This window comes from Flavobacterium sp. (assembly GCF_043722275.1).
GTDB lineage: Bacteria > Bacteroidota > Bacteroidia > Flavobacteriales > Flavobacteriaceae > Flavobacterium.
On sequence record NZ_JAYSPC010000013.1, the window covers coordinates 120,210 to 134,215 of the forward strand.

The 14,006-nt window shown below is 31.8% G+C and carries 15 protein-coding genes and 1 pseudogene; 13 read left to right on the forward strand and 3 right to left on the reverse strand.

The genetic code is table 11. The features are described from left to right. Positions 1-142: 142 nt before the first annotated feature. Complete coding sequence (locus ACHZDT_RS02170; RefSeq protein ID WP_394773023.1) at positions 143-1,144, forward strand: glycosyltransferase family 9 protein; 1,002 nt, start codon at positions 143-145, stop codon at positions 1,142-1,144. After that, positions 1,140-1,262, forward strand: a pseudogene (locus tag ACHZDT_RS02175) (XRE family transcriptional regulator); the annotation flags it as partial. The gene ACHZDT_RS02170 and the pseudogene ACHZDT_RS02175, both read left to right, overlap by 5 nt. 517 nt (positions 1,263-1,779) lie before the next feature. Here the strand turns inward: ACHZDT_RS02175 and ACHZDT_RS02180 are convergent. The 3 genes from ACHZDT_RS02180 to ACHZDT_RS02190 all read right to left on the reverse strand — a co-directional run bounded on the left by ACHZDT_RS02180 (position 1,780) and on the right by ACHZDT_RS02190 (position 4,008). Further along, positions 1,780-2,178, reverse strand: coding sequence for a hypothetical protein (locus ACHZDT_RS02180; protein ID WP_394773024.1), 399 nt, complete (start codon positions 2,176-2,178; stop codon positions 1,780-1,782). 267 nt (positions 2,179-2,445) lie between these two features. Then, positions 2,446-2,754: a hypothetical protein gene (locus ACHZDT_RS02185; protein ID WP_394773025.1), complete on the reverse strand. Its 309-nt coding sequence runs from the start codon at positions 2,752-2,754 to the stop codon at positions 2,446-2,448. Between the two features lie 201 nt (positions 2,755-2,955). Further along, positions 2,956-4,008: a 2Fe-2S iron-sulfur cluster-binding protein gene (locus ACHZDT_RS02190; protein ID WP_394773026.1), complete on the reverse strand. Its 1,053-nt coding sequence runs from the start codon at positions 4,006-4,008 to the stop codon at positions 2,956-2,958. 128 nt (positions 4,009-4,136) lie between these two features. Between ACHZDT_RS02190 and ACHZDT_RS02195 the strand changes: the two genes are divergently transcribed. The 11 genes from ACHZDT_RS02195 to atpA form a co-directional block, all read left to right on the forward strand. Continuing rightward, the gene (locus ACHZDT_RS02195; RefSeq protein ID WP_394773027.1) at positions 4,137-5,597 is read left to right on the forward strand and encodes a DUF5687 family protein; all 1,461 of its coding nucleotides are present in this window, start codon (positions 4,137-4,139) and stop codon (positions 5,595-5,597) included. A 97-nt stretch (positions 5,598-5,694) separates the two neighbouring features. Then, a complete protein-coding gene (locus ACHZDT_RS02200; protein ID WP_394773028.1) occupies positions 5,695-6,390 on the forward strand; it encodes an ABC transporter ATP-binding protein in 696 nt (231 codons plus the stop codon). Positions 6,391-6,478: 88 nt separating this feature from the next. Further along, positions 6,479-9,097 (forward strand): tetratricopeptide repeat protein, encoded by a 2,619-nt coding sequence (locus tag ACHZDT_RS02205; RefSeq protein WP_394773029.1) that lies wholly within the window; start codon positions 6,479-6,481, stop codon positions 9,095-9,097. A 5-nt stretch (positions 9,098-9,102) separates the two neighbouring features. Further along, positions 9,103-9,513 (forward strand): polymer-forming cytoskeletal protein, encoded by a 411-nt coding sequence (locus ACHZDT_RS02210; protein ID WP_394773030.1) that lies wholly within the window; start codon positions 9,103-9,105, stop codon positions 9,511-9,513. Beyond that, on the forward strand, positions 9,479-9,706 hold the full coding sequence (locus tag ACHZDT_RS02215; RefSeq protein ID WP_394773031.1) for an AtpZ/AtpI family protein: 228 nt from the start codon (positions 9,479-9,481) through the stop codon (positions 9,704-9,706). Before ACHZDT_RS02210 ends, ACHZDT_RS02215 begins: the two co-directional genes overlap by 35 nt. A gap of 37 nt (positions 9,707-9,743) precedes the next feature. Next, positions 9,744-10,154 (forward strand): hypothetical protein, encoded by a 411-nt coding sequence (locus ACHZDT_RS02220; protein WP_394773032.1) that lies wholly within the window; start codon positions 9,744-9,746, stop codon positions 10,152-10,154. Positions 10,155-10,274: 120 nt separating this feature from the next. After that, positions 10,275-11,444, forward strand: coding sequence for a F0F1 ATP synthase subunit A (atpB, locus tag ACHZDT_RS02225; RefSeq protein ID WP_394773033.1), 1,170 nt, complete (start codon positions 10,275-10,277; stop codon positions 11,442-11,444). Between the two features lie 33 nt (positions 11,445-11,477). After that, on the forward strand, positions 11,478-11,675 hold the full coding sequence (atpE, locus tag ACHZDT_RS02230; RefSeq protein ID WP_008465835.1) for an ATP synthase F0 subunit C: 198 nt from the start codon (positions 11,478-11,480) through the stop codon (positions 11,673-11,675). 90 nt (positions 11,676-11,765) lie between these two features. Next, positions 11,766-12,266, forward strand: a complete 501-nt coding sequence (locus ACHZDT_RS02235; RefSeq protein WP_394773034.1) for a F0F1 ATP synthase subunit B — start codon at positions 11,766-11,768, stop codon at positions 12,264-12,266. Between the two features lie 4 nt (positions 12,267-12,270). Next, entirely contained in the window at positions 12,271-12,804 is a 534-nt protein-coding gene (gene atpH / locus ACHZDT_RS02240; protein WP_394773035.1) for an ATP synthase F1 subunit delta, read from the forward strand. A 38-nt stretch (positions 12,805-12,842) separates the two neighbouring features. Beyond that, on the forward strand, positions 12,843-14,006 hold a 1,164-nt coding region (gene atpA, locus ACHZDT_RS02245), incomplete at its 3' end, for a F0F1 ATP synthase subunit alpha (protein ID WP_394773036.1).

The window sequence follows — 14,006 nt, forward strand, 5'->3', positions numbered from 1 at the left end:
CTTTTTTTAAACAGGAAACTTTATTTTTTTTGCTCCGGGATTTCCATTTCAATCTGGGCTAAAAGCAAAGAACCTGATAAAGACTAAAATTTAATTTTTAAAAGTCAAAAAATTGTCCAATAAAATTAAAAATATAGCCGTCATGAGACTTTCCGCAATGGGAGATGTCGCCATGACGGTTCCTGTTTTACGCGCTTTTGTAAAACAATATCCAGAGGTAAAAATCACCGTGATTTCACGTCCGTTTTTTAAACCATTTTTTGACGGAATCCCAAATCTTGACTTTTTTGCTTTTGATGAAAAAGAACGTCACAAAGGCTTTTCAGGACTTTTGAGATTATTTCAAGACGTGAAAAAACTTAAAATTGATGCTTTCGCGGATCTTCATAATGTTTTAAGATCTAAAATCGTGAGTTTACTTTTCGCTTTAAGCGGAAAAAAAAGAGCCACAGTTGACAAAGGAAGAGAAGGAAAAAAAGAGTTAACCCGCGCCGAAAATAAAATTTTCAAACAATTACCAACCATGTTTTCAAGACACGCAAAAGTGTTTGAAGAGCTTGGTTTTCCTTTAGATTTATCTAATCCAACATTTCCTGAAAAGGCAAAATTGAGTTCAGATATTTCAGAAATTATTGGCAATCAAAATCAAAAATTAATCGGAATTGCGCCTTTTGCACAATACGATTCTAAGGTTTATCCGATAGATTTAATGACAGAAGTTATTGCAAAATTAGCGGAGAATAAATCATATAAAATATTGCTTTTTGGTGGAGGAAACAAAGAAATCGAAATTCTGGATTCACTTTCAAAACCATTTGAAAACGTAATAAATATGGCTGGAAAAATTAAATTTCAGCAAGAATTACAATTGATTAGCAATCTTGATGTTATGCTTTCTATGGATTCCGGAAACGCACATATCGCAGCAATGTTAGGCGTAAAGGTTATTACACTTTGGGGCGCAACGCATCCTTATGCAGGATTTTTGCCTTTTAATCAAACTATGGAAAACGCTTTAGTTTCAGACAGAAATCAATATCCAAAATTACCAACATCCGTTTATGGAAATAGAATTGTTGAAGGTTATGAAGATGCGATGAGAAGTATCTCGCCAGAAAAAGTAGTTTCCAGTATTCAGTCATAATAATAATCCGATCGACAAAATTGATCAACTTCATGAAGAGAAAATAGCTTTATACGAGCGTATGTTGAAAGAGAAAGATGAAATGATGTCAAGGTTTGAAAAACTAATCAATAAATAATTTCGAAGTATCCCATAGTTTGCGAAAAAAAGATCAATGCAAAAACTTGTGGAGCTATAAATTAGGTATGATTTTAACGCAAAGTGCTCTAAGATTTTATCTAATAATATGTTTAAAAAACACAAAGTTCGCAAAGCTTTGTGTCGATCCAACCTTTGTGAACTTTGTGTTTTCTATGCGTAAAGTAAAATTAAATCTTAGCGCGCTTTGCGTTAAAAATTATTTATAATACAAAAATGTTTCATGTTACTCCATAACTTTTAGTGTTGATCCGAAACAGATTATTGAAAAATATATTTAACCCGTTGGGTGTAATTAAAAAAACATATATTTCGACGCGGATTTGACGGATTCGTTATCACGAAGACACGGATTTACACGGATCTTTTTTAAATTCTATATAAAAATCTGCGAAAATCTGCGTTTTTGCAAAGCAAATCTGTTTTATCCGCGTTCTAATTTATACAGTTTGTATTTTTAACTTAATTGCACCCAACGGATTATATTTAATTATTTCTCATAAATTAAGAAAAAAATAGCCCATTGCTTTCTTTTTGTTTCTATCAATTACGACTTCAACGAAATGATTTTCTTTTTCAGTAGCTAGTAAAACGTGTTCAAAATCTTTGGTCGAATTTCTGTAAACTTTATGTATTAATTCAGATTCTTTAACTTTATTCGATAAAATTTTGGCTGCTTTTAATTCACTTACATAAGGCCAAATGTTAAAAAAGCTATCATTAGAAATTGATATTTCTGCCATTTCATCAAAAGTTGATAAGCTATATTTTTCTTTTGAAAGTAATTTAGGTGCTTTTTTGTTCCTTCTTTTTTTAATTATAAAATAGATAGAAATAAAAGATGTTATTACAAAAAGTAATATAAAAGACAGACGAAGGTAGTGATGCATTGCCATAATATTTAATGTTTAAACTTGTTGACAATTAGATATACAAACTTTATTTAAAGCTTATATAATTTTAATTATACTAATATAGTAAATTTTTGGCTTGTTTTTTAAAAAATCTGTAAATTTTTATATACATTTTTATGTATTATTTATAAGACATTTTATTAAGCTGAATTAATTTTTGTTAATTTTATAAACTTTGGCAAAGAAAATAGTGCACAAAAAAATTCCAAACTCCAATTTTAAAGTTGGATTTGGAATTTTTTATTGAAATCAAAGCCATATTTTCTCGTCGCGACATCTACTATAAATATAATTTTTAAGATTCGAAATCATAGCTTCATAATTTGGTGCTTCATAACCAAATCGTTCACACTCCATTTGTTCTTTTTCTATGGCACTGCATCCTTTTATAACTTCTTTCAGCATATCCAACATCGCGAGTTCTTTATTGTCGTTTTTCTGAAATTTAAACTCCACAATTTCATCTTGTAGTTCTTCACAATATTCTATAAGTTTCTCAACTTCAGGTTCATCTAAAAGATATTCTTTACTTTTAAAAATTTCTCGTACAGATTTCATATTCAATTAAATTACAATTTTTAAATCCCAAATTCCAATTTTTCTGAAGATGTAAATTGGAGTTTCATCTTTGTCAAAGTTTTTAAACTTTGACAAAGATTAGAATAGCGTAATTAAACAAAAAAATTCCAAACTCCAATTGTAAAGTTGGAATTTGGAATTTTTTTATTGGAATTTATCCCATCATTGGAATTTTAAAAACTAAACATCGTCATAATCTATATAAACAGACTCAGATGTTGGATGTGCCTGACAAGTTAAAATCAATCCTGAAGCAATTTCTTTATCCGTCAAAATGGAGTTTTTAGTCATTTCGGCAGTTCCAGAAGTTACACGAGCAAGACAGCTGCTGCAAATTCCGCCCTGGCAAGAATATGGAGCGTCGATTCCTTGTTTTAAAGCGGCATCTAGTATGGTTTGTTTCTGAGACATTTCGAATGTAACTTCATCATCATCAACTAAAACGGTGATTTTTGTATGTCCTTCTAACGAAGTTTTGATTTCGTGTTCCTGAGATGAAGACGTAAAAAGTTCAAACTTAATAGCTGATTCTTTTACGTTTTTCTCTTTCAAAATTCCGGAAACAATATTGATCATTTCTTCCGGTCCGCACAAGAAAAACTTATCAAATTGTAGTTCTTTATGTTTGTTATTCAAAACAAAATTCACCGCCGATTTTTCGATTCTTCCAAACAATGCATTTTCGGCTTTAGCCTGACTAAAAACATAATGCACGAAAAAACGACCTACATATTGCAATTGCAAATCATGTAATTCCTGGTGAAAAATAGTTTCTTCAGGAGTTCTGTTTCCGTAAACTAATACAAATGAACTTTTTGGTTCACTTTTCAAAACCGATTTTATGATCGAAAGAACTGGCGTAATTCCGCTTCCGGCAACAAAAGCTGCGTAATTTTTTTGTCTTTCTGCATCAGGCTCAAAAGTAAATTTTCCTTCCGGATGACCTACTTCAAGAACATCGCCTGCTTTAAGTCTGGTATTTGCAAATTGAGAGAATAAACCATTTTTCACGGCTTTTACTGCAATTCGCAATTCGCCGCTTTCCGGTGCGGAACAAATAGAATAAGCACGACGAATTTCTTGATTATCAAGAGTTAATTTTAAATTTATGTATTGTCCGGCTATAAATTTATAGTCTGGTTTAAGTTCTTCGGGAACATTAAAAAGTATAGAAACGGCGTCGGTTGTTTCGCGTTTTACCTCTTTAATTATAAGTTTTAAGAATGAAGGCATGGTTGTATATTTTATGCAAAAGTAGCAAACGGAGATTAAATGTCAGGTACGAAATTATTATTTTTAACTTTTTTTGTAACGTTTACTTACATTTGAGCTCTTACTACAAAACTGAAAACCAAATAACCATGATTAAAAAGTTTATTTATCTAGAATGGAAAGCCTTTACCAGATCTGCATCATTTGGTGCAAATGTGGCAATGAAAATTTTAATAGGCTTTTTGATGGTCTATTTTTCGTTAATTTTTATCGGATTGGGCGTTGGAGCATTTTATGTACTTAGAAAAATGAATCTCGAACCATTATCAACTATCAATAAATTCCTGATTTATTATTTTCTGCTAGATCTTGTGATTCGCTTGTTAATGCAGGCAATTCCGGTATTGAATATCAAACCATTATTAATTTTACCTTTCAAAAAACCAACAATTGTTCATTTTTCATTGGGCAAAACAGCTTTGTCTTTTTTTAACTGGGTTCACGCACTTTTCTTTATTCCGTTTTCGATTGTGTTAGCTCTGGAAGGTTACGATATTATAGGAATTACTTTTTGGCTTTTAGCAGCTTTCTCCCTAATATACATCAACAATTTCCTGAATATTATACTAAGTAATATTGACAAATTATTTTTTGTTTTTATTGCAATAATTCTTGCTTTGGCAACAGCACAATATTATAAAGTATTTGACATTACGGCTTTTACAACGCCAGTTTTTCAAGGCTTTTATGAAACAAAAGGATTGTTTTTAATTCCAATTCTGGTGTTGGCGGGATTGTATATTTTTACTTTTAATTATTTCAAAAACAATCTGTTTTTAGATGCCGGACTTTCTAAAAAAGAAGATATTGCTACAACCGAAAACCTTTCCTGGCTCAACCAATTTGGGACATTAGGAACTTTTCTTAAAAATGATATCAAATTAATAAAAAGAAACAAAAGGTCAAAAACGACTATTGTAATGAGTATTTTCTTTTTGTTTTACGGATTCATCTTTTTCGGAAACACACATCAACCGGAAGTGATGCATATTTTTGCCGGAATATTTGTTTCGGGAGGATTTTTATTTGTTTTTGGTCAGTTTGTTCCAAGTTGGGATAGTTCGTATTATCAATTAATGATGACACAAAATATTCCGTATCGCGGTTATATCACATCAAAATGGTGGCTAATTGTTATTGCCACTTTTATTTCGACAATCATTGCTTCGTTTTATCTTTTTTACGGATGGGAAATTTATCTAACTATCGTTGTTGGAGCAATTTATAACATTGGAGTCAATTCGCATTTAGTACTTTTAGGCGGAGCATTTACAAAAACGCCAATCGATTTAAGTTCGGCCGGAGGAGCTTTTGGAGATAAAAAAGCCTTTAATGTAAGTGCAATGTTATTGACATTACCAAAGATATTATTGCCATTAGGACTCTATGCAATTGGTCTTTATTTAGGAAATAAAACAATTGGTTTAGCATTAGTTGCCGGAGCAGGAGTTTTAGGTTTTATCTTAAGAGACAAGGTTTTTTCCTTAATCGAAAAAAGATATAAAATCGAAAAATACAGTACGATAAGTGCTTATAAACAAAAGAATTAAATTAGAGAATTTGCCAATTTGATCATGAGATAATTTTTATCGAATTGAAAACAAACGAATTAACAATTAAAACAAATCAACAATTAAACCAATTACAATGATACAAGTAAATAAACTTTCAAAAATATATAACGAAACTACAGTTTTAAATATTAATAATCTTGAAATTCCAAGAGGTCAGAGTTTTGGACTAGTGGGCAATAACGGAGCGGGAAAAACTACTTTTTTCAGTTTATTATTAGATTTGATTCAGCCATCGACAGGAAATATTATTAGCAATAATATTCAGGTAAATACCAGTGAAAAATGGAAATCTTTTACGGGATCTTTTCTCGATGAAAGTTTTTTGATTGGGTATTTAACTCCTGAGGAATACTTTTATTTTATTGGAGATTTACGCCATCAGAACAAAGCCGATATCGATTCACTTTTAGCACAACATGAAGAGTTTTTTAATGGAGAAATCCTGAACAACAAAAAGTATTTAAGAGATTTATCAAAAGGAAATCAGAAGAAAGTGGGTATTATTGCCACACTTATTGGTAATCCGGAAGTTATTATTTTAGATGAGCCGTTTGCAAATTTAGATCCGACAACCGTGAGCAGATTAAAAAAAATAATAAAGGATCTTGCCGAAAATCCAAATGTTACAGTCCTTGTTTCCAGTCATGATTTGCAACATACGGTAGAGGTTTGCGATAGAATTGTAGCACTTAATAAAGGCGAAGTTGTGAAAGATATTCAAACTTCAGAAGAAACCTTACAAGAACTGGAATTGTTTTTTGCAGTTTAAACCCTTATAATTTCAAAAAGAAGCGTATTTTTACCCGTCATTATACTAAAAATCTATTTTAGAAGTTAATTGATTTAAACTCTTTCTATTGAAAAACAATACACTTAAATATAGTCTTTTTCTTGTCTTTTTGTTTCTTTTGATAGCGTGTTCTACCAAGAAAAACACATTTTTGGCCAGAAATTCACATGCTCTAAGTACAAAATATAACATTTTGTACAATGGAGGAATTGGCCTTGATAAAGGATTAAAATCTATTCAGGCGAATAATCAGGATAATTTCTGGAAAATGCTTCCAATAGAAAAAATGCAAATCGATGAAAGTTTTTCGGAGGTTGACAAAGCAAAAAACCCGGATTTTGAAAAGGCAGAAACTAAAGCTACAAAAGCCATTCAAAAACACTCCATGAATATTGGCGGAAGAGAACGAAATTCTCAAATTGACGAAGCTTATTTAATGTTGGGAAAAGCCAGATATTATGATCAGCGCTTTATTCCGGCCCTTGAAGCATTCAATTATATTTTATATAAATATCCAAACAGCAGTAATATTTATACAGCAAAAATCTGGCGCGAAAAAACAAATATGCGTTTAGGAAATGATGCTATTGCTTTAAAAAACATCAAGCTTTTATTAAAAAAGACAGATTTAAACAAACAGACTTTTTCTGATGCAAATGCATTATTAGCAGAAGCATTTTTAAATTTAGAAGAAAAAGACAGTGCTGTTTCAAGACTTAGAATTGCAGAACAATTTAGCAGAATAAATGAAGACAAAGCAAGATATCGTTTTATTTTAGGTCAGATGTATCAGGAAGCCGGAAAAAAAGATAGCGCCAGTTATTTTTATGACGGAGTAATTGATATGAATCGAAAAGCAGATAGAAAATACATGATGCATGCTTATGCTAAAAAAGCACAAATGTTTGACTATGAAAATGGTGATAAAAAATTGTTTCTTAAAATGTATAATAAGTTGGTTGCAGATCGAGAAAACCGACCTTATTATGATGTTCTTTTTTATGAAATGGGTGTTTTCTACGATAACTATAAGGTACAGGATAGTGCGCTGATGTTTTATAATAAATCATTAGGCAGAAAATCTAAAGATCCGTATTTAGTTGCTTCGGCTTATCGAAATATTGGAGACATGTATTTTAAAGATACAGATTATACAATGGCTGCAAAATATTACGACAGTACATTAGTAAAATTAGATCCTAAAACGAGAGAGTTTGCTTTTATTCAAAAAAACAGAAAAAATTTAGATAACGTAATTAAATACGAAGGAATTGCAAAACGTAACGACAGTATAATTAAGGTTTACGGTTTACCTGCGCCCGATAGAAAATTATACTTTGAAAGTTATATTGCTGAGCTTAAAAAGAAAGACGAAGCAAAACGAATTTTAGAAGAAAAAGAAAAGGAAAGATTAGCGATTATTGATCGTAACACAAATGGTAATAACGGACCAACAGCTATAAACCCAAATTCGGTTGGGAAAAGTGATTCTGGCGTAGGAGCTTTTAATCCTCCATCAGGAAATGAAACGGCGAGCACAAGTACTTTTTATTTTTATAATCCAACAACGGTTGCTTACGGAAAATTGCAATTCAAGAAAATGTGGGGTAATAGAACTGTGGGCGGAAACTGGAGATTAGCCTCAATAAAATCTGCTAATAATGCAGCAATGAATGATACAATAAACAACGATCAGGATTTGGCAAATGCGTTAAAAGACTCGGTTGTTGTTGAAAAATATACAACTGATTTTTACGAAAAGCAACTTCCAAAAACACAGTTGGCAATTGATAGTATCGGGGTAGAACGCAATTTTGCGTATTATCAATTAGGACTTATTTATAAGGAGAAATTTAAGGAATATAATTTAGCCAGTGCAAAATTAGAACAACTTTTACGAAATAATCCTGAAGAGAAATTGATTTTGCCAACGATGTATAATTTGTATAAAATATATCAAATTACAAATCCTGCCAAAGCCGAATCTGTTAAGTTCGATATCACGACAAAATATCCAAATTCCAGATATGCCCAAATTTTAAATAATACAAATGCAGAGGATTTAGCTTCGCCTGATAAAGAATATCAAAAATGGTATAAATTATTTCAGGAAGAACAGTTTGATACTGTGCTGGATAATATTGATAATTTGATCAATCAATACGCCGGCGATGAAATTGTTTCTAAATATGAATTGCTAAAAGCGAATACTTCAGGAAAAGTATACGGTCTGGCAGCTTATAAAAAAGGTTTAGAAACAGTTGCTGATGATTATCCGAATAGTGATGAAGGAAAAAATGCGCGAGAAATTTTAGAGAAACAAATTCCGGGTTTAGAAAAACTTGACTTTACATCAGTTGATACTAAAAGTTGGAAAATTTTATATTTGATTCCTAATAATGATACTAAAACGCTTAAAAAAATTGAAGAAGCAATCAGAGTATTTTTCTTAGTTGAAAATTTTGAAAGACTAACAACTTCTTTCGACAAGTATAATAAAACAGAAAGTTTTATAGTTATTCATGGTATAAAATCAGAGGCATATGCCAGAGATGTTGCAGGAATTTTAAGAGAAGATAAAAAATATATAATCACACATCCGTCAATTATTATTTCGAATGAAAATTATAAAGTAGTACAAATTAAAAAAAATCTTGAAGCTTATTTAGCTCCTAAAAACCCATAATAAGCATGTTTGATAAAGTCAAAAAAAACGGAACAGAACTTTTAGGAAAAACAAACAGAATCGTTGAAGGAACATCTATTATAGGTGATATTGTTTCTAAAGCTGATTTTAGATTAGATGGTGAATTGATAGGAAACTTCACTTCGCAGGGAAAATTAGTTATAGGAGCATCAGGCGTTGTAAAAGGTGAAATTATTTGCAATAATGCAGATATTGAAGGTTTGTTTCAGGGAAAAATAAAAGTTTTAGAAATCCTTAATATAAAAGCATCGGCAAAAATTCACGGCGAAGTTGCGGTAGGGAAACTTTCTATCGAACCAGGAGCTGATTTCACAGCGACATGTACAATGCTGACAAATAATAAAGATGTAACTTTAAAAGATGGAAAAGGAGCCGAACAAAAACAGAAGGAATAAATGGTTGCCGCTTATTAATATTCCTGTTCAAATGGGAATCATTATTTTTGTGTTTTCGTATTTTGGAACATGGTTAGATGAAAATCATCCAAGCCCAAAAATATATTATAATACTATTTTTGTAATGTTAGGCGTTGGCCTTGCCCTATATAACGTTATCCGTCAGGTTAACGAAATCAATAAAACAAAGTAATTTATGTTTTAAAGCACTTTAAATAAATGTTGCATCTTTGCAGAAAAATATTTCAATGCTTTTAAAAAATTACAAATCCATCTTACATTTATTCTTATTTGCTTTGGCTGCTTTTATTTTGCACAAAGCGGCATTTTTAGTTTTCGGGGTAAATACTCAAAACTTTTATTATAGCATAGAATTTTTGTATTTGATTTTTTTGGGAATTTCCGCTTTACTATACCTTATATTATTAATAGTAAAAAAGAAGAATTTTGAGATTGTCGGGATGGCTTTTTTATTTGGAACTTTTACTCAAATGTTAATAGGATATTTAATTTTGAGACCGATTTTAGAAAACCATAACGCAGAGGTCATGGTTGAAAAAATCAATTTTTTTGTAACATTTATTTTATTTTTGTTATTTGAGACGCTTTTAACTGTCCGATTATTAAATGAAAAGCATTAAAATAGCAATTCTGTAAAACAAGGTTCAAAAATAATTTTTCATATCCTTTTGAATATTAATAAAAAATGTACCTTTGCACCAAATTTTAGAAACGTAAAAAAAATAAGATTTTTAACAGATATGGTGATTTCCAACAAACCGCTCAAATTTATTCTTGCAGCTTTAGTAGCTTGTTCTCCAGTAATGAGTTTTGCAAATTCAGAGAATGACTCAACGCACGTACAGATCGAGACCGCTCATGAAGAGAAAGTAATTTCGCATAACGCACCTTTGGAAGCAGAGCATGAAGCTCTTGATCCAAAAGCAAAAGTGGATGCTTTTATTGATCATCACTTACAAGATTCTCATGATTTTGTTTTCTTTTCAGATGAAAAGGAAAACAAACATTATGGTTTTCCATTACCGGTTATTCTTATTGACGGAGGTTTGAAAATTTTCTCGTCTGCAAAATTACACCACGGTGAAGAAGTTGCAGCAGTTGATGGAAACTTCTACAAATTAGTTCATGGTAAAATTTACAAAACAGATGCTGCCGGAACCATTACTTTTAATGAGCACGGACATCCTGAGAATGTTAAGCCATTAGATTTCTCTATTACAAAAAATGTTGTATCAATGCTTTTTGTTTCGGTACTATTATTTTTAATGTTTACCGGATTAGCAAAATCATATAAAAAAGGACCAATCCCAACAGGATTTGGAAGAGTATTAGAACCGCTTATTATTTTCATCAGAGACGAAATCGCTATTCCTAATATTGGTGAAAAAAAATACAGAAAATATATGGGTTACTTGTTAACGGTATTTTTCTTTATTTGGTTGTTAAACTTATTAGGTATGACACCACTAGGAATTAACGTTACAGGAAATATTGCAATCACAGTTTGTTTGGCTGCATTTACTTTCATCATTACTCAATTTAGTGCAAACAAAGAATATTGGGGACACATTTTCTGGATGCCGGGAGTTCCAGTACTAATGAAAATTATTTTAGCACCAATTGAAATCTTAGGAACATTAACAAAACCATTTGCATTATTAATTCGTTTGTATGCAAATATTACTGCAGGTCACGTAGTAATTATGAGTTTAATCGCAATGATCTTTGTAGGTAAAAATTTAGCTGCAGATTTGCCAATCTCTATGGGATTAACATTATTTATTTCGGTTATCGAAGTTTTAGTTGCATTTTTACAGGCGTTCATTTTCACAATGTTATCATCATTGTTTATTGGTATGGCTGTTCAGGAGCATGATCATCACCACGCTGATGAAAATGTAATTATCTAATTTAGAAGTTTAATTTTATATATATAAATAGTTATGGGAACAATTCCAACTTTAGTAGGTGCTGGATTAGTAGTAATCGGAGCAGGTTTAGGTTTAGGTAAAATCGGTGGATCTGCTATGGACGCTATTGCTCGTCAGCCAGAAGCTGCAGGTAAAATTCAAACTGCGATGATTATTATCGCGGCTTTATTAGAAGGTTTAGCATTTGCTGCTTTGATCTTAGGAAAATAATAAAGAAAAAAATAACAACATCTTTAACGGTTGGTTAAAGGTGTTGTTACTTTTAAAAAAAGAAATTAAATATTTTAATATAGTTATAAAATGGATAAGTTAATTAACGATTTTTCATTCGGTTTATTCTTTTGGCAAGCTTTAATCTTGTTGGTTTTGATTTTACTTTTAGTGAAATTTGCATGGAAACCAATTATGGAATCTATCACAGCAAGAGAAGAAGGTATTAAAAATGCATTACTTTCTGCTGAAAATGCAAAGCGAGAAATGGAAAATTTGCAAGCTGACAATCAAAGAATTTTGAATGAAGCTCGTGCAGAACGTGACGCGATGCTTAAAGAAGCTCGTGAAATGAGAGAGAAAATGATTGCTGATTCTAAAAACGAAGCACAAGTGCAAGGTCAAAAAATGATCGAGCAGGCGAAAGCAGCTATCGAAAGTGAAAAAAATGCTGCTATGGCTGAATTGAAATTACAAGTTTCAACTTTATCATTAAGCATTGCTGAAAAATTGTTGAAAGATGAATTATCTAACAAAGAATCTCAAACTAAATTAGTTGAGAAAATGTTAGGTGACGTAAAGTTAAACTAAGATTATGGCAAGTACAAGAGCAGCAATTCGTTATGCAAAAGCAATTCTGGACTTAGCAAACTCTAAAGGAGTTGCTGAAGCTGTGAATGACGATATGAAGTCGATTGCTACAGTAATTGACACCAATGCAGAATTGAGTACCTTTATTCAAAACCCAACTACAAAAGTTGAAGTTAAGGAAAGGGCTCTTTTAGAAGTTTTTGCAAATGTAAATGGAGTAACTAAAGGTTTGTTTCATTTATTATTTGAAAACAAAAGATTCGAAATTCTGGAAGCAATTGCTCTGGAATACAAAAAATTATTTGATGAAAGTAATGGAGTTGAAGTAGCAAAAGTTACAACAGCAATTGCTATGGATGCAGATCTGGAAGCTAAAGTTTTAGCTAAAGTTGCTACATTATCAGATAAGAAAATAACAATAGAAAATATCGTAGATCCATCAATCATTGGAGGATTTATTTTAAGAATAGGTGATCAACAATACAATGCATCTGTTGCAAACAGACTGCAGGTATTAAAAAGAGAGTTAAGTAATTAGTTTTATTACACATAAAAGTGTCTAAATTATAAATTAAGATGGCGGAAATCAAACCTGCTGAAATTTCAGCAATATTAAGAAAGCAAGTAGAAGGTTTTGAATCTGGTGCTACGCTAGAAGAAGTAGGAACAGTACTTCAGGTTGGAGATGGTATTGCTCGTATTTACGGGCTATCGAATGTACAATACGGTGAGTTAGTTGAATTTGACAACGGACTTGAAGCTATTGTATTGAATCTTGAAGAAGACAATGTTGGTGTGGTACTTTTAGGACCATCAACAGGAATCAAAGAAGGTTCAACAGCAAAAAGAACACAACGTATTGCATCTCTTAAAGTAGGTGAGCAAATGGTAGGACGTGTTGTTAACACTCTTGGTTTTCCAATTGATGGAAAAGGACCAATTGGTGGAGACTTATACGAAATGCCGTTAGAAAGAAAAGCACCTGGTGTTATCTTCCGTCAGCCAGTAACTGAGCCATTACAAACAGGTATTAAGGCAGTAGATGCTATGATCCCGGTTGGTCGTGGACAACGTGAGCTTGTAATTGGTGACCGTCAAACAGGTAAATCAACTGTTTGTATCGATACAATCTTAAATCAAAAAGAATTTTACGATGCAGGGAAACCTGTATTTTGTATATATGTTGCAATTGGGCAAAAAGCTTCAACTGTAGCAGGAATTGCTAAAATGTTAGAAGAAAAAGGTGCAATGGCTTATACAGTTATTGTTGCAGCTAATGCTTCTGATCCGGCTCCAATGCAAGTTTATGCTCCTTTCGCAGGTGCTGCAATTGGAGAATACTTTAGAGATTCAGGTCGTCCTGCACTTATTGTGTATGATGATTTATCTAAACAAGCTGTTGCTTACCGTGAGGTTTCTCTTTTATTAAGAAGACCACCGGGACGTGAGGCATATCCTGGAGACGTTTTCTACTTACACTCTCGTTTATTAGAGCGTGCTTGTAAAGTAATTGCAGATGATGGAATTGCTAAAAACATGAACGATTTACCAGATTCAATCAAGTCTATCGTAAAAGGTGGAGGTTCATTAACTGCATTGCCAATTATTGAAACTCAGGCTGGTGACGTATCTGCATATATCCCAACAAACGTAATTTCGATTACAGATGGTCAGATTTTCCTTGATGGAGATTTGTTCAACTCTGGAGTTCGTCCTGCAATTAACGTAGGTATCTCTGTA

Coding starts and splice junctions, on each gene's coding strand:
- ACHZDT_RS02170 (WP_394773023.1), top strand. CDS start 143: ATGAGACTTTCCGCAATGGGAGATGTCGCCATGACGGTTCCTGTTTTA.
- ACHZDT_RS02180 (WP_394773024.1), bottom strand. CDS start 2,178: ATGGCAATGCATCACTACCTTCGTCTGTCTTTTATATTACTTTTTGTA.
- ACHZDT_RS02185 (WP_394773025.1), bottom strand. CDS start 2,754: ATGAAATCTGTACGAGAAATTTTTAAAAGTAAAGAATATCTTTTAGAT.
- ACHZDT_RS02190 (WP_394773026.1), bottom strand. CDS start 4,008: ATGCCTTCATTCTTAAAACTTATAATTAAAGAGGTAAAACGCGAAACA.
- ACHZDT_RS02195 (WP_394773027.1), top strand. CDS start 4,137: ATGATTAAAAAGTTTATTTATCTAGAATGGAAAGCCTTTACCAGATCT.
- ACHZDT_RS02200 (WP_394773028.1), top strand. CDS start 5,695: ATGATACAAGTAAATAAACTTTCAAAAATATATAACGAAACTACAGTT.
- ACHZDT_RS02210 (WP_394773030.1), top strand. CDS start 9,103: ATGTTTGATAAAGTCAAAAAAAACGGAACAGAACTTTTAGGAAAAACA.
- ACHZDT_RS02215 (WP_394773031.1), top strand. CDS start 9,479: ATGGAAAAGGAGCCGAACAAAAACAGAAGGAATAAATGGTTGCCGCTT.
- atpB (WP_394773033.1), top strand. CDS start 10,275: ATGGTGATTTCCAACAAACCGCTCAAATTTATTCTTGCAGCTTTAGTA.
- atpE (WP_008465835.1), top strand. CDS start 11,478: ATGGGAACAATTCCAACTTTAGTAGGTGCTGGATTAGTAGTAATCGGA.
- ACHZDT_RS02235 (WP_394773034.1), top strand. CDS start 11,766: ATGGATAAGTTAATTAACGATTTTTCATTCGGTTTATTCTTTTGGCAA.
- atpH (WP_394773035.1), top strand. CDS start 12,271: ATGGCAAGTACAAGAGCAGCAATTCGTTATGCAAAAGCAATTCTGGAC.